The organism is Chryseobacterium sp. HNCC26DJ240 (genome assembly GCF_057180485.1).
In genome coordinates this window covers 96,006-117,256 of sequence record NZ_JBXUGK010000006.1, presented here as the reverse complement: position 1 = coordinate 117,256, position 21,251 = coordinate 96,006, and the positions used below count along the sequence as shown (strand labels likewise).

The window sequence follows — 21,251 nt, the reverse complement described above, 5'->3', positions numbered from 1 at the left end:
AAATTTATCTTTGTGAGAATTAAATATCAACTACACATCATTCTAAGATAGTGGCGAATACCGTAGAAGAAATCAAGCGACCCATCAACGAAGAAATGAAGCTTTTTGAACAGAAGTTTTATGAATCGATGCAGACAAAAGTATCTTTATTAGATAAAGTCACCCGTTTTATTGTTACCACAAAAGGGAAGCAGATGCGCCCGATGTTTGTATTTCTTTGTGCTAAACTGATTGGTGAAGTCAATGAAAAAACATACCGTGGAGCTTCAATGATTGAGCTTATTCATACGGCAACTTTGGTGCATGATGATGTGGTAGATGAAAGTTTCAAACGTCGGAATTTCTTTTCAATCAATGCTTTATGGAAGAATAAAATTGCCGTTCTTGTTGGTGATTTTTTGTTGTCTAAAGCTGTCTTGCTTTCTACAGATCATAAAGATTATGATTTATTGGCAGTGATTTCACGAACAATCCGTGAAATGTCTGAAGGTGAGCTTCTTCAATTGGAAAAAGCCAGAAAATTGGATATTACCGAAGATGTTTATTATGAAATCATTCGTCAGAAAACGGCTACTTTAATTGCTGCTTGTTGCGAAATCGGAGCGCTGTCTAATGACGCTGATGAAAGTCTTGCAAAAAAAATGATGGAGTTTGGAACTTACACGGGAATGGCCTTCCAGATCAAGGACGATCTTTTTGATTACTTAAGTTCAAACGTCATCGGAAAACCTGTAGGCATCGATATAAAAGAGCAAAAAATGACTCTACCTTTGATTCACACTCTGAAAATAGCTAGCGAGACAGATAGAAAGTACTATTTTAATACAATCAAAAGATACAACAACGATCAGAAGAGAGTAAAGGAACTGATCAACTTTGTGAAGTCCTCCGGAGGTTTGGAATACGCTGTAACGGTAATGAAAGATTTTCAACAAAAAGCCAAAGATATTTTGAGCGAGTTTCCTGATTCTCAGCCTAAAACATCGCTTAATCTAATGTTGGATTATGTAATTGAGAGGAGTTTTTAGATTTCTCTTTCATCATCTTTATAAAGTAAGATGGTTTGATTTCAAATTTTCTGTAGAAATTGTCTGAAAAGCTTTCTGCATTGGAAAATCCACAGATATTGGCCAATTCTTTTACATCATACTGCAGATATGTTGCATCGGTTCTTAAAAGATCAATAATATAATTTAAACGTAAATTATTTATATATACATTAAAATTTGACCCTTTGTATGTATTGATAATTTTTGAAAGATAAGTGGAGTTTGTTCCCAATTCTTCAACAAGTGATTTTTGAGTAAGTTGGCTGTCAAGATATCTTTCTTCATCCTCAAATGAATCCAGCTGAGTTAAAATACTTTTAACGACTAAAGGATTAAGGCTAGGAATTTTTGAATAATATTCATCTTGATTTTCAGGACTTTCCAAATTGAGTTCTTTGACATCTTTGTCTGAAATCGAGGCCGGTTTTAATGTTTCCGTTTGAAGGTTTTCATGAATCTCCTTCGGAGTGTGATGCTTTTTATGCTCAACCTCAGATTTGATGATAATATTTTCAAATCTTTGTTTGTAGAGTTTCTTTATTCTATAGTAACGGATACTGAAGAAAAGTATGACCCCTAAACTGATTACAAGGATTAGAATAAAGATATTACTTCTTAAAATTAAAAGATTTTCAACCTTATTCTTCTCTGAAATTAATTTTTTCGTATCATATTCTTTGTTGATTTTTGGATATAAATATTTGAAATTTTTCTCATAAGATTTATCCAGAATCATCAGCTTATCAATGTATTCGAGCTGTTTATCTCTATTTTTAATTGAATCATTATACTTGATAAGGATTTCGTATGCTGATCTAAATTGAGGGTCTAGTTTATTTGATTTATTATATTGATTATCAATTACCTCCATAAATTTTACTGCAATCGTTCTTTTGCCGATTTTCCAGTTATTCAAACCTAAATAATAAATTTCAGTGATATGTGGATACTGGTCATTATACATTTCTAAAGCTTTCGTGAGTTTAGAAATAGAAGTTTTGTAGTCTTTTTGATAATAGGCATCAGTACCTTGAGAAGAAATAAAGTATGGGATGTATTGTTTTAAGTCGTTGTCTTCCAGGTATTTTATGCTTTCAGAAATGAGTTTCTTGTTTTCTTCAGATTTACCCATTTTTGTGTTGTTATCGATATAACTTAACATCGAATAAATATAATAGGTCTGATAATCTTGCCCTAATTTAGAATCTGTACTGTGTTTTTTAAAAAAATCAATACAGATAAGAAGTTCTTTTGCTGCATCTTCGTAAAGACCAAGATATATTTTGTTTTGAGCAATAAGGTATATACTTTTATAAATGATATATTGGTCGTTTACAGAAGTAGCATATTTATTAGAAAGCAATACGTCATCCAATGATTTTTGATAAAATGCTTCCTGACTATAGATTGCTCCCCTGTTGAAATAAGCTGTGGCAAGCAGTCTTTCGTCCTTAGAATGATTGGCTGTTTCTAATGCCTGATTGGCATACTGTAGATTTTGAGGATAAACAGAAAAATTACTAGCATAGCGATATGCATAAACAAGAGCTTCTTTATTATCTTCATTTTTTGCCGTTTTTATATAGTGTTGTATTAAATTCCATGCTTTTTTTTGATCATTATGAAAACTGTCTATTTTCATTTCGATTTCTTGGTAATTCATCTTTTTTTTAGAATTTACCTGTGCATTTAAATTAACCGTGAATAGGAAAATCATAAATGTATATGTTAAATACCTTGTAATTAGATGGTTACAGAAATGGTAATGGAGTTTAGGTAACACTTTTGGCTTTTTATAAATTTAAAAGTCTACAATATTAACATAATTAATCTGAATAAAAAATCAAAAATTTAAAAATTGCCGGACATTTTTTATGAATTTCCCGTCAGTAAATTTGACTTAGATTCGTTTTCCGCTGTATGTTTGCAACAGAAAATTAAGCGAACTAAAAATTAACCTTTATAAATTAAACTAATATGAAAAAGTTAGTATTATTTTTTTCAGCAGCATTGTTAACTACAGTAATTTCTTGTCGTCAGGATGATGACAATTTTACTACAGAAGATTATCAGAATTTGGAGATTATTAATAAAGCTTCTCAAAAAATTCAGGACTCCATTGGGAATGGGGTGACATTAGAAGGAGATCCAATTGCACCTCCTAAGAAATAAAAAAGACCAAACCAAACCACATTCACATATTTAACAATTTTTTTTTTTTTTTTTCATCATTTGTGTTTTTAGATTCCTTGCGTGTTTCACGTAAGGAACTTTTTTTTGTTTTATATGTTAAAAGATTCATTATTAAACAATAATCAACAGTGCTTAGTAATTATCAAATTTTTAAAATAATTTAAAAAAAATATGAATTCTATAAAATTGTTTTATTCAGTACAGCAAAAATTATTTATATTTGTAAAAATCATAGTGTAATGCAGACAACATATATAGAAACGCAACAGATTTCTTTTCAGGATTTTAAAAATCAGATACTTAGCGATTACAAATTAGGGAGAATTTCCCGCGAAATGTCTTATCTCGGAAGGAGAGAGGTTCTTACAGGTAAGGCAAAATTCGGTATTTTCGGGGATGGTAAAGAACTTCCACAGCTTGCAATGGCTAAAGTTTTTAAAAATGGTGATTTCCGTTCTGGCTATTATAGAGATCAGACTTTTGCTTTGGCTGCAGATGCACTTACTGTTGAGAGTTTCTTCGCTCAGTTGTACGCAGATACAAGCGTTGAGCGTGAGCCTGCTTCTGCGGGAAGACAAATGAACGGTCATTACGCTACAAGAAGTTTAAATGAGGATGGCAGCTGGAAAGATTTGACATCACAAAAGAATATCTCTTCAGATATTTCTCCCACTGCAGGACAAATGCCAAGATTATTAGGTTTAGCTCAGGCTTCTAAAATATATAAATCAGTTAAATTTGAAGGATCAGAAAAATTCTCAAAAGAAGGTAACGAAATCGCTTTCGGAACCATTGGTGATGCTTCTACGGCTGAAGGTCATTTTTGGGAAACTTTGAATGCTGCCTGCGCACTTCAGGTTCCAATGATTGTTTCAATTTGGGATGATGGTTATGGAATCTCTGTTCCTACAAAAAATCAGAGAGCAAAAGCCGATATTTCTGAAATGTTGAGTGGTTTCCAAAGAAAAGAAGGTGAAAATCAGGGTTGTGAAATCATTCAGGTGAAAGCTTGGGATTATGCGTCGTTATTGGATGCCTATGCAAGAGCAGAGCATTTCGCAAGAACAGAATCTGTACCTGTTGTAGTACATGTAATTGAAGTTACTCAGCCTCAGGGGCACTCAACTTCAGGTTCTCACGAAAGATATAAAAATGAAGAGCGTCTTACCTGGGAAGCAGATTTCGACGGATTAGTGAAATTCAAAGAATGGATTTTAAATTATTCAATAGAAATTGAAGGTGAAGAAAAGGTCTTGGCAACTGCCGAAGAGCTTGATGCTATAGATGAAGAAGCTAAGAAACATGTAAAATCTGGTCAGAAAACTGCTTGGGAAAGCTATCAGAAAACAATTTCAGATTTAATTAATTCAGTTTTGCCTTTGGTTGAAAATTTAAAAGGACAAAATTCTGAAATTGAAAACCATATCAGCGTATTCAATAAATTGGTTTCTAAAGCTAAAAAAGATGTTTTCCACTTAGTAAGAAAGTCTTTATTGGCAACAAGAGGAACAAATTCTTCTGAAAGAAATCAGTTGATGCAGAAATACAACGAGATTTTTGAAGTTGAAAAAGACAATTATTCTTCTCATTTATACTCTCAGTCTGAATGGAAAGCTGAAAATGTAAAGGAAATAAAACCAATTTACTCTGAAAATTCTGAAGATGTTGATGGCAGAGTAGTAATCAGAAATAATTTCGATAAAATTTTTGATAAATATCCTGAAACTTTAGTATTTGGTGAAGATGCCGGAAATATCGGTGATGTAAACCAAGGTCTTGAAGGAATGCAGGAAAAGTATGGCGAACTTCGTGTTGCTGATACGGGAATCCGTGAAGCTACCATTCTCGGACAAGGTATTGGAATGGCGATGAGAGGATTAAGACCAATCGCTGAAATTCAGTATTTAGATTATATCTTGTATTGTTTACAGGGAATGAGCGATGATTTGGCAACTGTTCAGTACAGAACCAAAGGCGGACAAAAAGCGCCTGTCATCATCAGAACGAGAGGTCACAGACTGGAAGGTGTCTGGCATTCCGGTTCACCAATGGCGGGGATTTTAAATCTTTCCAAAGGTATTTTGGTTTTAGTTCCAAGAAACTTAACGAAAGCTGCAGGATTCTACAATACGATGCTTCAGAGCGACGAGCCTGCTGTAATTGTGGAATGTTTAAATGGATACAGATTAAAAGAAAAACAACCGGACAATATCGGTGAATTCACAGTTCCTGTCGGAAAAATTGAAGTGACAAAAGAAGGAAAAGATGTGACTTTGGTAACGTACGGTTCGACTTGGAGAATTGTCACTGAAGCAGCCAGTGAATTGGAGAAATTGGGAATTTCAGCAGAAGTTATTGATGTACAATCGTTAATTCCTTTCGATTTAACGCACGAAATTGCTGAATCTGTTAAGAAAACCAACAGATTGGTCGTAATCGACGAAGATGTGCAGGGTGGAACTTCAGCCTTTATCCTACAGCAGATTTTAGAAAAACAAAAAGCATTTAGATATTTAGATTCTGATCCGTTAACGATTGCTGCAAACGATCACAGACCAGCTTATGCAAGTGATGGAGATTACTTCTCCAAGCCATCTGCAGACGATATGGTTGAAAGAATTTACGCCATGTTTAATGAAACAAATCCTGAGAAATATCCTGCGATATTTTAATTGGAATTTTAAATAAATCTGAAAACCGCTTTCTTTTTGAAAGCGGTTTTTTACTTCTTAACTTTGGAAACTTCTTTTACCAAAACGTATTTTATCGAAGACACATCCATTGGTGGATTAGCGATTTTCTCCGTTCTCACTTTTAATTCATATTCAAAACCAGGCTCATAAGTAAAACCTTCGATGTCGGAATAGAAATTTCCCCAGCTGTCAGTGGCTTTTTCTCTAACCTGAAGGCATTTCATAGGCGCGACACCGGTGCAGTCTTTGGTTTCTGAGCCTACAAATAGGGTTTTTTCAGAAGAATTTTCAGTTGATGGATTTGCTGTACAGTTTAAAAGAATCAGTGAAAAAATTGTAAGGCAAGACCGTTTTATAATCGATAATGTTTTCATGATGAATATTATTTTGAATTTTGTTGTTCGGGTTCATCTTCTTTCGGTTGCGAAAATTTCTGTTTTCCTGATAAAAGTTCAAAAAACAGTTTAAAATCCGATGCCAGAGACCATAAAGGATATTTAAAGGTCGCAGGACTGTTTCTTTCAATCACAGCATGGCTGAACCACGCGAAACCGTATCCAAAAAGCGGAACGTACCAGAGAAACCTTTCTTTACCGGAGTAAATGACGTAAGCAACGACAAAAAATACCAGCAGTGTGCCGATGAAATGTAAAATGCGGGTTCCTGTTTTGCTGTGTTCAGTGAGATAAAACTGATAGAATTCACTGAATGTTTTTATTCTCTCAGACATAACTTTAGTATTTTAAAGTTCCGATCATATAAGTTTTTGAAGCGTTCAAAGCTTTTGAGCTTTCTGTTTTTTCTTTTACCACACCTTTATTCTGAATGTAACTTGAGTGGATAAAATACGTGTCTCTGTTCTCCCTTGTGATGAATCCTGTATGGAAATCGAGCCCGACGATGTAAACTGTGTTTTTCGGTTTGGAAAAAATATATTTTTCCAGATCTTCTCTTTTTGTGAAGTATTTGATTTCACCACAGAGCTTTTTTATCATCACGGAGGAAGCCTCCTGTGCCAGATAAATCCGTTCAATTTTAATACCAAAATCGCTCAGAACGTTTGTTACAAAGTATCCGCAGGCAATTGTGCCGGATTGTGGAGTTCGGGTTGTCCCTCCAAAAGACCATCGGGTTCCCTGCCAGTATTCCGGAATGTCATAATTGATATATCTGAAAAAATAACTGCGTTTTTGAGTCTCAGTTTTTGATTTTATCTGAGCTAAAAAATCTTTATAAGAAACTTTTTCTATACTGTTTTCCGTTGTGGATGCACGAATATTTTCGTTCTTTTCACTGCATCCCAAAATCATCAGGACGAACAAAAAAAGTATTTTCTTCACCGGAAATTAAGCTTTTCTAAGTTTGCTGTTTTTATAGCCGTAAAAGAAATAAATCACAAGACCGATGGCAAACCAAAGTCCGAACCAGAACCAGTTATCATGACTCATTCCCGTTAAAAGATAAAGACAGGAGCTTAATCCAATTAATGGAATTAGAGAGAAATTTTTAATGAAAGTAAAAACACATAATATCAAATTAACGATTATGAAAAAGAAAATTGAAGCTCTGAATTCTCCTTCGTTAGGATCATTCCAGTCCATTAAATGGTTAAAAAACTCAGGCTGGAAGTAGTGAAATACAATTAAAGTTCCGATGAAAATAACAGGAAAAATAATCTTTCCATTGATGTAAGGAAGATGAAATCTGCCTTTGATTTTTTCTTTCGCAGGCAACATCAAAACTCCGGCGCAAACCAATACAAAAGCGAAAATAGTTCCGATGCTGGTAAAGTCTAAGATGAAGCTTTTGTCTGTAAAAAGAATAGGAATTCCCACAACGATACCGGTAACGATAGTTGCGAAAGAAGGTGTTTTGTATTTTGGGTGAACATCCTGAAATTTTTTAGGCATCAGTCCGTCACGGCTCATGGCGTACCAAATTCTCGGCTGCCCCATTTGAAATACCAAAAGCACAGTTGTAATCGCAATAATCGCAATAAAAGAAACGGTAAGTTCCATCCACGCAACATTGGCATTGGTTTTTTCAAAAATAAACGAAAGCGGATCTCCCACACCGTCAAATCTTCTGTAATCCACCATTCCGGTTAAAACTAAAGTCAGTGCGATGTAAATTACTGTACAGAGCGCAAGGGAAATAATCATTCCTTTAGGTAAAGTTTTCTGAGGGTCTTTTGTTTCTTCGGAAAGCACACTTAAAGCATCAAACCCGATGTAGGCGAAAAATACTCCAGAAACTGCGCTCATCACTCCGGCAAAACCGTTGGGCATAAATGAACTTACCTGTGTTTCAGGATTCAGGGGCGTCCAGTTTCCGGTGTTGATGAATTTATATCCTACCAGAATTACAAGGACGATCACGGCAAGTTTTAAAATTACCAAAACATTGTTGAAATTCTTACTTTCTTTCACTCCCACAAAGCAAAGCCATGTAATTAAACCATTGATCACCAATGCTGGAATATCAAGAATCATTTTTAAACCTCCAATTTCCGGAGCATTTATCCACGCGTTTAAAAGTTCTTTATTCGTCGACTGTGGCGTGCTGAAAAATGCTTTTTTTGCTTCGGTGTAGCTACAACTAAGATATTCTGGAATGTGAACGTCTAATCTTCCCAAAAAACTGGTGAAATAATCTGACCAGGAGAACGCTACGTAAATATTTCCGAAAGAATATTCCATAATTAATGCCCAACCGATAATCCAGGCAATCAATTCACCAAAACTTGCGTAAGCGTAGGTGTAAGCAGATCCGGCAGTTGGAATTCGGCTTGCAAATTCAGCGTAACAGAGTGCCGTAAAACCGCAGGCAAAGCCACAGATGAGATACAGCAAGATTACTCCAGGTCCTCCGCGGAAAATGGCTTCACCCAAACTGCTGAAGCTTCCGGCGCCGATGATGGCGGCAATTCCGAAAAAAACAATATCCCAAACCCCTAAAACACGGAGCAACGAAGTTGAAGTATCGGTTTCTGAATAGATCTTTCTCCTGAAAAGTTGACTCATTAATAGTTTATTTGAATTGAAAAAAACAAATGTAATTAAATCTTTCAAAATATTACGTTTTTCTTAACATTTCTTAAGAGAAAGTTAATTAATTTTAAAAAATAATCCACAAACTAACAATATGTTAAAACCCTTGGCGGAACAATATCTTTTTGATATTTTCGTTGGTAAATTGTGGATAAAACTTATCCCTGATTTGGAAAACCTAAACGCTTAATATTCAATACGGATCATTCAAAAATTTTGCAATTAATGAGATCAAAAAAAATACTTTTAGCCGCTGCTGTCATCTATTTCGGGGTTACCGACGCACAGCAGTCCCAATATTTCAGCCAAAAAGAAAACTACAGATTCGGTCTGGCCGAAAATCTGTATCAAACCAAAATATACAACGCTTCACAATACGAATACGCAAGACAGTACTTCTACAATCAGAATCTTTCAAGATCAAAAAAGGAAGCTGCACAGTTTTTCGACAATGTGATTGGCGTAATTCTTCAGAAAAATCATGCTGAGGACGGTTTGACGGCTTTCATTAAAGAATATCCAAAATCTGCATATTTTGCACAGGCAAATCTTCCTTTGGCGGATTATTATTTAGCCAAAAAAGATTTCAAAAAAGCTTTACAGACTTTAAAAAAGGTAAATCAATATCAGCTGACAAAAGAGGAGAATACGCAGTACATTATGAAACTGGGTTATGCCAAATTCATGCTTGGAGATGCCAAAGGTGCTATCGATGCACTTGAAGAAGCGTACAAAACTTCGGACGGAACTCAAAAAGGCGACATCGCTTACATGCTAGGACATCTAAATTATGCCGGCAGAAATAATGATAAAGCTTTTCAGTATTTTGATTCAATAAAAGATGAAGCAAAATATTCTAAGCTCGTGAGACCTTATTATGTGCAGATGTACTTTAATGAAAAAGACTACGATAAGGCAATCACAGAAGGAAATGCACTTTTAAACGAAGATATTTCTGAATCTTACAAAGCAGAAGTTCACAAGATAATCGGGGAAAGTTATTTTATGAAAAATGACTACAATTCTGCATATCCTCACCTGAAAGATTATCTTGCCGTTCAGCTCAATCCTTCAGAAAATGATTTATATGAAATGGGATTTGTTGCTGCCAAGCTGAAGAAGCATGATGAAGCGGTTTCTTACTATAATCAATTAGTCAATTCCAATTCGGCATTGGCTCAAAACGCTTACTATCAGCTTGGAAATGCTTATTTAGAAGTTGGGAAGAAGCAGGAAGCACTTTCGGCATTCAGATCTTCTTATCAGATGAATTATGATAAAGGAGTAAAAAAACTGGCGCAGGAGCAATATGCAAAATTAAGCTACGACATCGGAAATCCTTTTGAAAACGCTTCTCAGGTGATTCAGAATTACATGACTGAAAACAAAGCGGAAGCAGACAACACCGAAATGAAATCTCTTTTGGTGAAATCATACCTTTATTCGGGAAATTACCGTGAAACTTTGAATGCAATCGACAGACTTCAGAATTCCACACCGGAAATCGATAAAATTGATCAGGAGGTTTCTTATCTTTTGGGAACGGAAGAATTTAACAAAGGTAATTTCGATGAAGCTGAACGTTTTCTCTTGAGAAGTCTGGAATTTAATATCAATAAAGAATTCAACAGCCGCGCGCTGTATTGGCTCGGACAAACGTATTATCAAAAAGGAAATTATCCTTCAGCAATTGTACGTTACGAAAAACTTTTAACCGAAACTTTCCCTGAAAAACAGCAGTTGCCTTATGATTTGGGATATGCTTATTTTAAATCCAAAAAGTTTGATCAGGCTCAGAAATATTTTAAACAATATTTAGCTAATCCTAAAACGGAATATAAAAGCGATGCACAGCTGCGTTTAGCCGACATCGATTATGCAAATAACGATTTGGATGCTGCAATTGCCGTATACGACCAAAATCAGGATGCGACAGACTATACTTTGTTTCAAAAGGCGATGGCTCTAGGGTTTAAAGGTGATAATAATTCTAAAATTACCAACTTAAAATCTTTAATTTCAAAATATCCGGATTCAGAATATACAGATGATGCTCAATACGAAATCGGTGTTGCCTACGCAAGTCAGGATGATTTTGCCAACTCTTCAGATTTCTTTTCGAAAGTAATTAAATCTTCGTCTGACCGTGATTTGGTAGCAAACGCTTCGATTTACAAAGCTCAGAATTTGATTGATCAGAATCAGAATGAAAAAGCATTGGCTGAATTCACCTCATTGGGGCAGCAGTATAAAAATACGCAGTACGCAGATAAAATTGTGCAGGCTGCCAAACCGATCTTTACGAAAAACGGAGATGTTTCAGGCTATGAAACTTTTGCCAGAAATCTTGGAGTAAATGTTGATGCTTCCGAAATCGATGAGATCAATCTTTCTACCGGCAAGCAGTTCTTTGCTAAAAAAGATTACAAAAATGCAATCTCTTACTACGAGAAATATTTAACTCAAAATCCAACCGGAGAAGGTCTTTATCAGGCAAAATATGAGTTGGGTGAAAGTTATTATCAAACCAAAAATTCTACTAAAGCTTTATTGGTTCTTCAGGAAGTTGGAAATGTAGCAAACGATTATCAGGATGATGCCCAAACGAGATTAGCACAAATCTATATAGCACAGGGAAACTCTTCCGAGGCGAAAAAATATCTTGAAAGTCTTGTGAATTCTTCAGACATCAACATCAGAAACTACGCAAATGTAGAAATGATGAAGATTTATGCTGAAGAAAAGAATTTCTCACAGGCTGAAAAACTGGCGGACGCTGTGATTTCAAATAATAAAAACTCAGCTGCTGTAATTGAAACTGCAAAAGTGATCAAGGCGAGAAGTCTGATGAACGCTGGTAAAGACAAAGATGCACAATCTGCATTTGTCGCTCTGGAAAAATCTTCGAATACAGAAGTTGCCGCAGAATCGCTGTATGCAAAAGCATTTTATCAGAATAAAGCCAAGTCTTTCAAAACTTCAAATGAAACCATTTTTAAATTAGCCAACAATTATGCATCAGAAGAATACTGGGGTGCCAAAGCTTTGGTTCTAATGGCGAAAAATTATGTTGGCTTAAAAGACAACTATCAGGCGAGCTATACCTGCGATCAGATCATATCAAACTACGCAGATTTCCCTGAAATTGTAGCGGAAGCGAAAGAAGTTAAAAAAACAATTAAGAAGTAAAAAGATCCAGGGTAAAAGTTAAAAGCAAGAAAAAATGAACAAGCAAATTCAAATACTATCCATATTATTTCTGGGAATTTCTTCAGTTGCCTTCTCGCAGATCAAGGAAGAAAAACTGATTCTTAATAAAAAAAGAGAACCGGAAGTAAAAAAAATCGAGAAAAAGAAAACTTCTGTGGAGACAGTAAAAAATTATCCACCTGAAGAAAAATCGGCTAATCCGGTAAAATACACCATTACCGATGTTCCTGTGGTAAGTGATTTTAAAACTTCAACCATTCAGGGTGAAGATGTGGCTCCGAAATTTGACGAAACTGCGCAGGATAATTACATCCAGTTCGGGATGGGAAATTATGGTAAAATCTTAGGTGATGCCCACGTTTCAAAAGTTCTACAAAATAAACTGGAAGTTGGGGCAGATGCACACTGGCTTTCAACACAGGGCTTAAAGAAAGAGTACGCTTGGGATTCTAAGCAAAGTGCTGCAACTTTTGGTGCTTTTATGAATTCTTATGGTGAAAAAGGAAAATTTAATCTGAATGCTGAATATGGTTTAGACCACTTCAAATATTACGGAATTTATGCTGTACAACCAGATGCAGGTGTTGATTTGGCTCAAAAAGTAAATCAGTTTAAAGTAAATGGATATTACGATTTTTATTCCAATGAAATTCTGAATGATGTAAGAGTAAAATCTTCATTTCTGACCGATTATTTTGATGCAAAGGAAAATCAGGTTTCATTATTGGCTAATCTATCAAAACACGCTGTAGAATTGGGGGATTCAGGGTTTACGCTGAATGCAGATTTAGGTTTAGGTTTGGATGCGGTGAAAACAGAATTTACCATCAGAGATGCCAATTCTTCTAATTTTGTGAATGCCAATTTAGCTCCGAAAATCAGCTTTAGAAAAGGAGATTCTTATTTGAGTTTAGGTTCTTCTTTTTCTTTTTTAAATGCTAAAAACGATAATCTGATTTTGGCCGAACAGCTACAATCAAACAAAAGCTATTGGTTCCCGCAAGCCGAATTTCAAATCGCAGCAGACAACGGATTTAAATTTTATGGTGGAGTAGATGGTGGTTTAAAGTTAAATACTTACGGAGAATTGCTTCAGCAAAATCCTTTCCTGGTTTCTGATCAGTATTTACGACCAACTGAAACCAAATACCATTTCTACGCAGGTTTGCGAGGTGATATCGACGAAACTTTTAAATATGATGTTTCTGCAGGTTTCGGTAAAATCAATAATATCATGTTCTTCAGAGCCAATTCATTTTTTGATAATGCGCCTACTTTAAACCGTTCTGCATACAATTTTGCCAATACATTTTCTGCAGTTTATGATGATGGAAATTTAAGTGATATCAAAGGAAGTTTACAGTATTTTCCACTTGAAAATCTGATTATCGATGGGGAAGTGAGGTTTCAAAAGTATGATTTGAAAAATTATGACAACATTTACAACGTACCTTTACTGACAGCTTCTTTGGGAGCAAAATATACAATGTTTGAGAAAAAACTCCTTCTAGGTTTCAAAGGAATTTTTGCAAGTGACAGAACTACAAACTCTTATTCTGTTCTCACAACGTTCCCGGCTTTTTCAATGCAGGAAAACACTGACGAAAAAGTGGGAGGGTATGCAGATTTAAATTTATCCGCAGAGTACAAATTTCACAAAAATTTTAGTATTTTCGCAGTCGGAAATAATCTTCTGGGCGCTAAATATCAGACTTTCCAGGCTTACAAAGTCTTAGGAGCACAGGTTTTGGGAGGCGTGAAGATTTCTTTCTAAAAATTATTGATAAATGATAATTGATGAATGATTTTACATCAATTATAATTCGTCAATTATCATTTATAATAAAATGGCTTCGTAGTTCAACTGGATAGAATATCGGATTTCGGCTCCGAGGGTTGGGGGTTCGAACCCCTCCGAAGTCACAAAAACCTCTGATCATCAGAGGTTTTTTTTATGCGTTTACCCGAAAATACACCTGATATTAATTGTTGGCTGAGTATTTATTCTAAATCTTCTTCAAAGCCGAAGCCTTATGCACAGCAGATTTTGCTGTCTTTTCGCTCATTACTTCATACTGTGGTTCATCTTCCGAGGCTCTTCGCTGGCGGTTCATAAAGACAAAGTCTTTGGTGTGAATTTTTGTTATGATTCCATGGGTTTCGCCATATTGAAATTTCCATTTTACGTGGTCTCCTTTTTTTAGCATTTATTTTTATTTTAAGATTGGTGCGGTTTATTAATTACCTGAAATTTTCAAAACACAAATATTAATGATATTGTATCTCTAAACTTCAAATTTTATGCTATCAATATTTAATTCTAAATGATTCTAAATGAAGCAAATAAACCTAACCTATAAAATATTGGTTCTTCACGTAACAATTTCTTAACATAAAGTATAAAAATCTACCACACGAAAGATGTACTTTTACAACATGGGAAAGAAGAAAAAAAAGGTAACAAAAGAGCAGCTGGATGAACTGAAAGGTTTAAGAAAACAGCTTTCGCCGCAGTTATCTGTTGACAATAAAATCAATACTTTAATTCAGGTAAGTCAGGTTTTGAGAACGATTAGCGTTACGAGCACCTTTTCAAGCAATATTTCTACAGAGTTCACAGGACTTGAAGTTTTTGGTGAGCGTTACAATAATTTCCCAAGAATAACTTCGGTGATTGATGATGCTATATCTTATTACGACGAGCAACTACAGTCTTTCAAATAATTAGAGATGGAATTTAAGTTAGAGATTATCAAAATCTTTAATGTCTGAGAGTTTTTTAAGTTTTTTAGATTCAATTTTGCTCCAGGTTTCTTCAAAAACTTCGTCCGTATCAGGATCATGTTTATTTATATTATCTTTAATCAGTTTTTTGCCTGTAAGGTAATTAATGCTCGTAATAGTATTGACAATTGGACCGTGATTGTCGCTGGAATCATATCCAATCAAATAAAAATCTGAATTTCTGTATCTGAAAGTATAATTCCAATATCCATATCTTCCTTGGGCATAATTGATTTTTAGATTTCCCTTTTCGACAGCAAGCCAAAGTTCCGGAGCGTAATAAACACCGCCTTCTTCATTTTCAGATGAAAAACAGTCGTAGTTTTTTGTTGCCAATTCGTACCCATCACCTCTGTTGAACAAAATAATAATTCCACGTCGGTTTCTGTCTAATTTGCCACGGTATTCATGGTTTACGAACTTCGTTTTATCAGTTCCTTTAATCAGAAAAACAACATCCTGCAAACCGTCCCCATTGAGATCGCCTTTAATGTCTTCCATTCCTTCTTCCTTATAAATAACAAAACCTTTGGGAACAAAATCTGAAATGTTTTTTTTCAGTTGAGTTGCCGGAGATTTCGATACCGATTTTACCGTGTCTGCGACGTTTTCTTTTTGATTTGGAAGCACGCTTTCTCTTTCTTCAGTTTTTGAATTGCAGGAAGTTAAAAGCAAAATTGTGAGAAGTAGTGACATGTTTTGTTTCATATTAGATTTTGTTTTTGAATTTCAACTAATTTATTGCAACTGAAAAACTATTTCGATTTTTTTGTATTCACTAAAATGACTGTTCCTGCGACGACTAAAATTAATCCAAATATTCCAAAAAATGCAATTCCAATATAGTCATTTTGTTTATGCTCTTTAATGTAATCTTGCAGTGAAAGAAAAATTTCTGTTTTATTTCTGATTTCAACAATACTCACTTTATCATAATGAAGATAATTGCCAGGAAAGGGAATTGCTTCTTTCTTCAGTATTTTACTTTGGTATTCTGAATTTTGCACCAAAATTGTGATGGTATCGCCAGCTTTGTTCTCATTTATCAAATCATCGCTATACGTCTGCCTTAATGAGACACTTCCAATCTGAAAATCGATATCAGGGTAATTTTTTAGTTTGATGAGGAAAGTTCTGCTTTTGCCCCTATGGATTTCAATATCTCGATCCAGAATTCCTGTGATGGAGGTCACATTTTCTTTATTCGGAATTTTAGAATGCCAGCACTGTGCAGCAATAAACAACATAATGAAACCTAACGAAAATGCAGTTACAATAACTTTTCGGTTTTCAATCTTTATTTGGTCTTTTTTCATCGAATAGTAAATTATATCATTAATTTCTGTATGCTTCAAATATAATTAATATGCAGGGAAAGTATTTAAATTTCATTTAAGATAAGGTGTAAAACAAAAATTTTTTAACCAGATTTAACTCATAAAAATTTAGATTTTGACTTGTTTCAGACTACAATAAATAAAATTAAATTTTGTGTAAGTAACGTTTTTTAGATTACAAATTCTGGTTTCGGAATCTGAAAATCAGCAAAAACCAACCTCAAAGCCCATAAAATGTACATTTTTGTGTTAAATTTTTGTAATGATATTATGCTTATATCGTCTGAAACCATATATTTGCAACCTAAATTTATTAGACATGAAAGAACTTATTGAAAAAATCAACGCAGAATTTGAAGCGTTCACAACAGAAGCAAACCAACAGGCTGAAAAAGGTAACAAGGCAGCTGGAACAAGAGCTCGTAAAGCAGCTTTAGAATTAAGCAAACTTTTCAAAGACTTCAGAAAAGTTTCTGTAGAAGAATCTAAAAAATAATCAGAATTTTTTAACCGGTTTTTTTAACCGGTTTTTTTGTGCCTTTTCCAAAACAAAAAAGTATCAATACATTTCTGATAACTTAGGAAATGAAAGCGAAAAAAATTACTATTTTTCAGTGAAATGTTTTTTCTTGACTGCATTTTGATAGGAACTTAAAAACTTCTATAAGTTTACGGCTTTGTGAAACTGAAAAACAGTTAGCATATAGAAAACTCGGTGCACTCTGTGTTCAAATCCCAAATCCAATCATTATTTTCAGTGATTTTTTAATTTGTTTAAAATCTAAGCCTAAAAATTTTTATCTTAGATATTATAAAAACAAACTAAATCATGGGAATTCAAGACACTGCGTTAAGCCGCAACAACTACGTAAATGTAGGCAAGGAGGGAACTTTTCTGAAAGGAAATGACCCGATGTTCAACAGTACTCCTGAGGAGATTGACCAGCTTTTCAAAGAACTTAAAGATAAAAATCAGACAAAAATTGTTCTGTATTTTCATGGCGGTCTCGTTCCCGCAAAAGACGGGATGGATACTGCGAAGCGCATCGTAAAGTATGTAGAAAAAAACACCGACGCGCATCCTGTTTGTTTTATTTGGGAAACGGGTCTTTCGAAAACCGTTGCTCACAATCTTGATATCGCCGGAAAGTCTGAATTCTTCAAAAAACTGATGGTGAAAGTCATTAAAGTCGCCGGAAAAAAACTCGGCATCGAAGCCGTAGACAATATCGGAAACTCGAAAGGTGTGGAAACCATGAAGGAATCTGAGATTAATTCTGAACTCAATAAAGAAGAACCTTTTGGAAACTATCAGGTTAATGTTTCCTCAAAATCTGCCTCTGTTGTTGATGCCGAAACCGTCAATACTGATGCTGAACTGAAAGCAAGAATTCTTCCTGAAATAGAAGCTGAGCTGGAAGAGGAAATCGAAAGCGATGAAGAATTCAAAAGAGTTGCGGCAGAGGAGAAATCTGAGGAAGAATCTAAACTTATTAATCCCGAATATGTTGGAGCTGAAGTTGCCGAAGGAAAAGGAATTATCAGTGCAGCAAAACTGATTACAGCTTCTGTAAAAATCACCTACAATGTCATCAAAAGACATATCCAGAAAACCGATCACGATTTTTATCCAACGGTTATCGAAGAGATTCTGCGTGAAATATATGTCTCCAACATCGGAAACTGGCTTTGGGGAAGCATGAAGAAAAAAGCTGCCGCCATGTGGAAGCCATCCGATTTTACAGGAGATTACCAAAACTGGCATGTAGGTTCTTATGTTATCAAAAAGTTGGAAGACTATCAGAAAGAAATAGGAAAGCCTTTAACGATAGACCTTGTCGGGCATTCTGCAGGATCGATTGTTATCTGTGAACTCTTTAAAAAATTAAAATCTGAAAAGAACGATCTTAAATTCAGAAACATCATGTTTTTTGCTCCGGCCTGCAGATGTGATCTCTTTGATGAAGCTATTCTGAGTTCGCCTGAGAGATTTTCTTCATTCAGGATTTTCACAATGAAAGATGAGCTCGAAAAACAGGACCATTTGGTAAAACATTTTTATCCGAGATCTTTGCTGTATCTTATTTCCGGAATTTTGGAAGAGGAGAGAGATGCCCATATTTTAGGTTTGCAGAGACACATCACAGGAAACAAACCCTATATCGGCGATATGTTTACGAGAATTAAAACATTTTTAGCTGACGAGGGAAAGATTGTTTACTCAAAATCTGACGATACGGCTTTGAATGGTTTCAAAACAGGTTCACTTTCCCACGGTGGCTTTGATGATGATGAAGAGACAACTTTAGACAGCATGGTACATATTATCAATCAGTAATTTATGCCAAAAAATATTAACGATTTTGCGGTTGTAATCGGTGTAAGTCATTACAAAGGGCTTACAAAACTTCAGGGTCCCGATGATGATGCGCAGAAATTTTACGACTGGCTGACCGGTGAAACTGAAGGCAGTCTTCCCGCAGAAAACTGCCATTTAATTTTATCCAAAGAAGATCCTTTAACGCCGGTTCAGGATGGAATTGATACTGCCTTTGCCCATATTCTTGAAGGTTTCAGATCGGGTGGTAAAGAGGGCAGAAGGCTCTACTTCTACTTTTCCGGTCACGGTTTGGGAATCGACTGGAACGAAACGGCATTGGTTTTACCGCCATGGACAGACATTCTCCGTAATTACGCACTTTCATCGTCTGGATATTTAAAAACACTGATTCAATGTGGTTATTTTAAAGAAGTATTTTTCTTTTTAGACTGTTGCAGAAACAGAATGGTAGGCGTGAACGGCGCTCAACCCCTTTTCGCCAATATAAAACCTGCTGCTGGAACTGCCGAATGTGTCTCCTACGTTTTTTCTGCTACTGAATTTGACAACAAAGCGTTCGAAGCCATTATTCAGCCCGGAAACGGAAGTTTGCTGGATAACAACAGAACTCAGGGACTATTTACAACTTCTCTTATGAACGGATTAAAAGGTGCCGCCGCAGAAAACGGGAAGGTGACCACAACATCACTCACCAATTACCTGAAACTTCATTTGCCGGAACTTGCAAAATCGGTGCAGAAAATTCAGATTCCAAGGTTTCATTCAGAGAGTGGAGGAAATGATGTGACGATTATTGATGGTTTTAAACCAAAAGAAATTTCACTGATCATCTCATTTAAAGGAGACAAAAGAACGGTGATTCTGGAAGATTCAGATTTAAATATTATTAAAGAAGACAATACAGAAAACGGTAACTGGACAGTTTCTGTGAAGAAAAGTTCGTATGCCATTTACAACAAGGGCGAAGCTGACCTTGCCAGATCGATAAGAATAGACGGAACTCAAAACGAAGTGCATTATGAATTCTAAAGAAACAGCAATTTATCAATTTGACTTCAAAGCAGAAGGTCCGCTGAGCGAGTTTGTTTTTCTCGAACTCTTCGACGGCGACGGAAAACTGGTTGCAGGAAATTATAAGAGTATTTCTGAGCAACTTGCGAGAGGTTTGTACCAACTGAATATTTATTCCAACGAAAAGCTGGAAACGCAGACCATCCGCTTAGACAAAAACTTTAGCGGAAATTTTATGAATACGGGTTCCTACTCATCCATTTCAGGATATTTTCTTGAAAGTTCACACGAATATTACACTGAAACTTCAAAATACTGGAGCGATCATTTCACATTGGATGAAAAAAAATATGATGATGGCTCGTCGGTTTTTATATTTTTCAGATATCCGGACAGAGAAATTCGGGATAAGCAGAGAAATGTGGCAGAATCGATGGGATGGCGATTTTCACTTTTAGATAAAGAGAGAAATTTACTTTTCAGATTAAATGAAAATCATATTAAAGAAGACAAAGATTTTGGCTGGATGGCTTTTCACGCACCGCTCAAGTCGGGAATTTATTATTTGGTTTACAATGGCCCTGTAAAAAGGGAAATTCCTCTTTTTGTATTTGAAAACTGGCAAACGCAGTTCTTTTTAACTTTTAAACGGACACCGATTTTTCCTACAGCGAGAATTTTATTCAGAAAACCCAATTCGCCTTTTGAGATTTTTGAAAAAGACAATATGGAAACCGACAAGCTGCTCAGAAATATGCAGAATGCCATTCACCACGTTCCACAACCGCTTTTGGAGAGCACAGCATCTGGCGACTGGCAAAATCCTATGCTGGCGATAGTGGTTTGTTATGTTTATCTTTTGAGTTCGGAGGTTGAACATAATCATTTAATTAAAAAAATCCTTGAAGATCTGAAACTTAGAATTGCAAATGCTTCTGAATGTCCGGATATCAAAGCGATTGAACTTTTGGCAGCTGTTCGTTTTGAGCTCGATATTCCCAATTTAATTTTGGATGAACCCTGTATGCTGAAAGTTGGTTTTAAAACGTTTCTGGAACAGGCGGCAAGGAATCCCGATAAAGTACAGATCATCGAACTCAACGAGATCATTACAAGTCTTCACGGCGATATGGTGTGGAGTTCATACAAACCGGTTGAGAAAAAGAAATTATCACGAGCAGTAGGAAGCGAAATTGGTTTAGAAATGAGCTTTTCTGAACCTGTCGAAAAGCCGACAGACTGGCTGAGTCAAACGATAATGAATCAGCTTTCCTCCGAAAAATCTGGGCAAAATACAGTTGAAGATCTGGCAATCCAGTTTCAGGTAAGCCCGAATATGGTGAAAGGTTGTCTTCTGAATTTAGATTCCTATCTTTCTAACACAGGAGCTGATGTTTTTGAAAGTTTTAATCCTGATCAGGAAGTTTTGAAGTCAAACATTCGGAAAGTAATGAACACACAATAATTCCTTTAACAGCTTAAATAATTCATTACAGTCGGGCAATTGTCCGGCTTTTTTATGTTTTAAATTTAAATTTTTAAACATTAAAATTATCGTAAAATGCTGTATTTTATTTCAGGAG

Annotated in this window: 18 protein-coding genes and 1 tRNA gene; 11 read left to right on the top strand and 8 right to left on the bottom strand. The window is 35.4% G+C overall.

Going from position 1 to position 21,251, the window contains the following annotated elements; translation table 11 throughout:
• Positions 1 to 50: 50 nt before the first annotated feature.
• Positions 51 to 1,028: a polyprenyl synthetase family protein gene (locus AC2A1G_RS13030; protein ID WP_484047349.1), complete on the top strand. Its 978-nt coding sequence runs from the start codon at positions 51 to 53 to the stop codon at positions 1,026 to 1,028.
• Here the strand turns inward: AC2A1G_RS13030 and AC2A1G_RS13025 are convergent.
• A complete protein-coding gene (locus AC2A1G_RS13025) occupies positions 988 to 2,766 on the bottom strand; it encodes a helix-turn-helix domain-containing protein (protein ID WP_484047348.1) in 1,779 nt (592 codons plus the stop codon). The two genes, AC2A1G_RS13030 and AC2A1G_RS13025, sit on opposite strands and share 41 nt — an antisense overlap.
• A 260-nt stretch (positions 2,767 to 3,026) precedes the next feature.
• Between AC2A1G_RS13025 and AC2A1G_RS13020 the strand changes: the two genes are divergently transcribed.
• Both AC2A1G_RS13020 and AC2A1G_RS13015 read left to right on the top strand, forming a co-directional pair.
• Positions 3,027 to 3,221, top strand: coding sequence for a hypothetical protein (locus AC2A1G_RS13020; protein ID WP_484047347.1), 195 nt, complete (start codon positions 3,027 to 3,029; stop codon positions 3,219 to 3,221).
• A 260-nt stretch (positions 3,222 to 3,481) separates the two neighbouring features.
• The gene (locus AC2A1G_RS13015) at positions 3,482 to 5,914 is read left to right on the top strand and encodes an alpha-ketoacid dehydrogenase subunit alpha/beta (protein ID WP_484047346.1); all 2,433 of its coding nucleotides are present in this window, start codon (positions 3,482 to 3,484) and stop codon (positions 5,912 to 5,914) included.
• Between the two features lie 50 nt (positions 5,915 to 5,964).
• Here the strand turns inward: AC2A1G_RS13015 and AC2A1G_RS13010 are convergent, their stop codons facing one another.
• Genes AC2A1G_RS13010 through AC2A1G_RS12995 form a run of 4 tightly spaced genes read right to left on the bottom strand, consistent with a single transcriptional unit; the run spans position 5,965 to position 8,958 of the window.
• Positions 5,965 to 6,309, bottom strand: a complete 345-nt coding sequence (locus AC2A1G_RS13010; RefSeq protein ID WP_484047345.1) for a DUF4377 domain-containing protein — start codon at positions 6,307 to 6,309, stop codon at positions 5,965 to 5,967.
• A gap of 8 nt (positions 6,310 to 6,317) precedes the next feature.
• Positions 6,318 to 6,665, bottom strand: a complete 348-nt coding sequence (locus AC2A1G_RS13005) for an Mpo1-like protein (protein ID WP_484047344.1) — start codon at positions 6,663 to 6,665, stop codon at positions 6,318 to 6,320.
• 4 nt (positions 6,666 to 6,669) lie between these two features.
• Entirely contained in the window at positions 6,670 to 7,275 is a 606-nt protein-coding gene (locus AC2A1G_RS13000) for a hypothetical protein (RefSeq protein WP_484047343.1), read from the bottom strand.
• 6 nt (positions 7,276 to 7,281) lie between these two features.
• A complete protein-coding gene (locus tag AC2A1G_RS12995) occupies positions 7,282 to 8,958 on the bottom strand; it encodes an APC family permease (RefSeq protein WP_484047342.1) in 1,677 nt (558 codons plus the stop codon).
• 252 nt (positions 8,959 to 9,210) lie between these two features.
• Between AC2A1G_RS12995 and AC2A1G_RS12990 the strand changes: the two genes are divergently transcribed.
• The 3 genes from AC2A1G_RS12990 (at position 9,211) to AC2A1G_RS12980 (ending at position 14,118) form a co-directional block, all read left to right on the top strand.
• Entirely contained in the window at positions 9,211 to 12,174 is a 2,964-nt protein-coding gene (locus AC2A1G_RS12990; protein ID WP_484047341.1) for a tetratricopeptide repeat protein, read from the top strand.
• Between the two features lie 34 nt (positions 12,175 to 12,208).
• Positions 12,209 to 13,969, top strand: a complete 1,761-nt coding sequence (locus AC2A1G_RS12985) for a porin family protein (RefSeq protein WP_484047340.1) — start codon at positions 12,209 to 12,211, stop codon at positions 13,967 to 13,969.
• A 75-nt stretch (positions 13,970 to 14,044) separates the two neighbouring features.
• Positions 14,045 to 14,118: transfer RNA gene (locus tag AC2A1G_RS12980), tRNA-Arg, on the top strand.
• 83 nt (positions 14,119 to 14,201) lie between these two features.
• On the opposite strand, the gene AC2A1G_RS12975 is transcribed toward AC2A1G_RS12980, so the two are convergent.
• Complete coding sequence (locus AC2A1G_RS12975; RefSeq protein WP_484047339.1) at positions 14,202 to 14,402, bottom strand: hypervirulence associated TUDOR domain-containing protein; 201 nt, start codon at positions 14,400 to 14,402, stop codon at positions 14,202 to 14,204.
• 229 nt (positions 14,403 to 14,631) lie between these two features.
• Between AC2A1G_RS12975 and AC2A1G_RS12970 the strand changes: the two genes are divergently transcribed.
• Positions 14,632 to 14,919 carry a hypothetical protein gene (locus AC2A1G_RS12970; RefSeq protein WP_484047338.1) on the top strand — a complete coding sequence of 96 codons (288 nt, stop codon included), beginning with the start codon at positions 14,632 to 14,634 and terminating at the stop codon, positions 14,917 to 14,919.
• An 18-nt stretch (positions 14,920 to 14,937) separates the two neighbouring features.
• On the opposite strand, the gene AC2A1G_RS12965 is transcribed toward AC2A1G_RS12970, so the two are convergent.
• Both AC2A1G_RS12965 and AC2A1G_RS12960 read right to left on the bottom strand, forming a co-directional pair.
• Positions 14,938 to 15,675, bottom strand: coding sequence for a hypothetical protein (locus AC2A1G_RS12965; RefSeq protein ID WP_484047337.1), 738 nt, complete (start codon positions 15,673 to 15,675; stop codon positions 14,938 to 14,940).
• A gap of 59 nt (positions 15,676 to 15,734) precedes the next feature.
• Positions 15,735 to 16,295: a hypothetical protein gene (locus AC2A1G_RS12960; RefSeq protein WP_484047336.1), complete on the bottom strand. Its 561-nt coding sequence runs from the start codon at positions 16,293 to 16,295 to the stop codon at positions 15,735 to 15,737.
• A 340-nt stretch (positions 16,296 to 16,635) separates the two neighbouring features.
• Between AC2A1G_RS12960 and AC2A1G_RS12955 the strand changes: the two genes are divergently transcribed.
• From AC2A1G_RS12955 to AC2A1G_RS12940, 4 genes are all read left to right on the top strand, one after another.
• Positions 16,636 to 16,812, top strand: coding sequence for a histone H1 (locus tag AC2A1G_RS12955; RefSeq protein ID WP_027381692.1), 177 nt, complete (start codon positions 16,636 to 16,638; stop codon positions 16,810 to 16,812).
• Between the two features lie 333 nt (positions 16,813 to 17,145).
• A complete protein-coding gene (locus AC2A1G_RS12950; protein WP_484047335.1) occupies positions 17,146 to 18,654 on the top strand; it encodes an alpha/beta hydrolase in 1,509 nt (502 codons plus the stop codon).
• Between the two features lie 3 nt (positions 18,655 to 18,657).
• The gene (locus tag AC2A1G_RS12945; RefSeq protein ID WP_484047334.1) at positions 18,658 to 19,686 is read left to right on the top strand and encodes a caspase family protein; all 1,029 of its coding nucleotides are present in this window, start codon (positions 18,658 to 18,660) and stop codon (positions 19,684 to 19,686) included.
• Positions 19,676 to 21,133 carry a hypothetical protein gene (locus AC2A1G_RS12940; RefSeq protein WP_484047333.1) on the top strand — a complete coding sequence of 486 codons (1,458 nt, stop codon included), beginning with the start codon at positions 19,676 to 19,678 and terminating at the stop codon, positions 21,131 to 21,133. Before AC2A1G_RS12945 ends, AC2A1G_RS12940 begins: the two co-directional genes overlap by 11 nt.
• Positions 21,134 to 21,251 lie beyond the last annotated feature (118 nt).

Coding starts and splice junctions, on each gene's coding strand:
- AC2A1G_RS13025 (WP_484047348.1), bottom strand. CDS start 2,766: ATGATTTTCCTATTCACGGTTAATTTAAATGCACAGGTAAATTCTAAA.
- AC2A1G_RS13020 (WP_484047347.1), top strand. CDS start 3,027: ATGAAAAAGTTAGTATTATTTTTTTCAGCAGCATTGTTAACTACAGTA.
- AC2A1G_RS13015 (WP_484047346.1), top strand. CDS start 3,482: ATGCAGACAACATATATAGAAACGCAACAGATTTCTTTTCAGGATTTT.
- AC2A1G_RS13010 (WP_484047345.1), bottom strand. CDS start 6,309: ATGAAAACATTATCGATTATAAAACGGTCTTGCCTTACAATTTTTTCA.
- AC2A1G_RS13005 (WP_484047344.1), bottom strand. CDS start 6,665: ATGTCTGAGAGAATAAAAACATTCAGTGAATTCTATCAGTTTTATCTC.
- AC2A1G_RS12995 (WP_484047342.1), bottom strand. CDS start 8,958: ATGAGTCAACTTTTCAGGAGAAAGATCTATTCAGAAACCGATACTTCA.
- AC2A1G_RS12990 (WP_484047341.1), top strand. CDS start 9,211: ATGAGATCAAAAAAAATACTTTTAGCCGCTGCTGTCATCTATTTCGGG.
- AC2A1G_RS12985 (WP_484047340.1), top strand. CDS start 12,209: ATGAACAAGCAAATTCAAATACTATCCATATTATTTCTGGGAATTTCT.
- AC2A1G_RS12975 (WP_484047339.1), bottom strand. CDS start 14,402: ATGCTAAAAAAAGGAGACCACGTAAAATGGAAATTTCAATATGGCGAA.
- AC2A1G_RS12970 (WP_484047338.1), top strand. CDS start 14,632: ATGGGAAAGAAGAAAAAAAAGGTAACAAAAGAGCAGCTGGATGAACTG.
- AC2A1G_RS12965 (WP_484047337.1), bottom strand. CDS start 15,675: ATGTCACTACTTCTCACAATTTTGCTTTTAACTTCCTGCAATTCAAAA.
- AC2A1G_RS12960 (WP_484047336.1), bottom strand. CDS start 16,295: ATGAAAAAAGACCAAATAAAGATTGAAAACCGAAAAGTTATTGTAACT.
- AC2A1G_RS12955 (WP_027381692.1), top strand. CDS start 16,636: ATGAAAGAACTTATTGAAAAAATCAACGCAGAATTTGAAGCGTTCACA.
- AC2A1G_RS12950 (WP_484047335.1), top strand. CDS start 17,146: ATGGGAATTCAAGACACTGCGTTAAGCCGCAACAACTACGTAAATGTA.
- AC2A1G_RS12945 (WP_484047334.1), top strand. CDS start 18,658: ATGCCAAAAAATATTAACGATTTTGCGGTTGTAATCGGTGTAAGTCAT.
- AC2A1G_RS12940 (WP_484047333.1), top strand. CDS start 19,676: ATGAATTCTAAAGAAACAGCAATTTATCAATTTGACTTCAAAGCAGAA.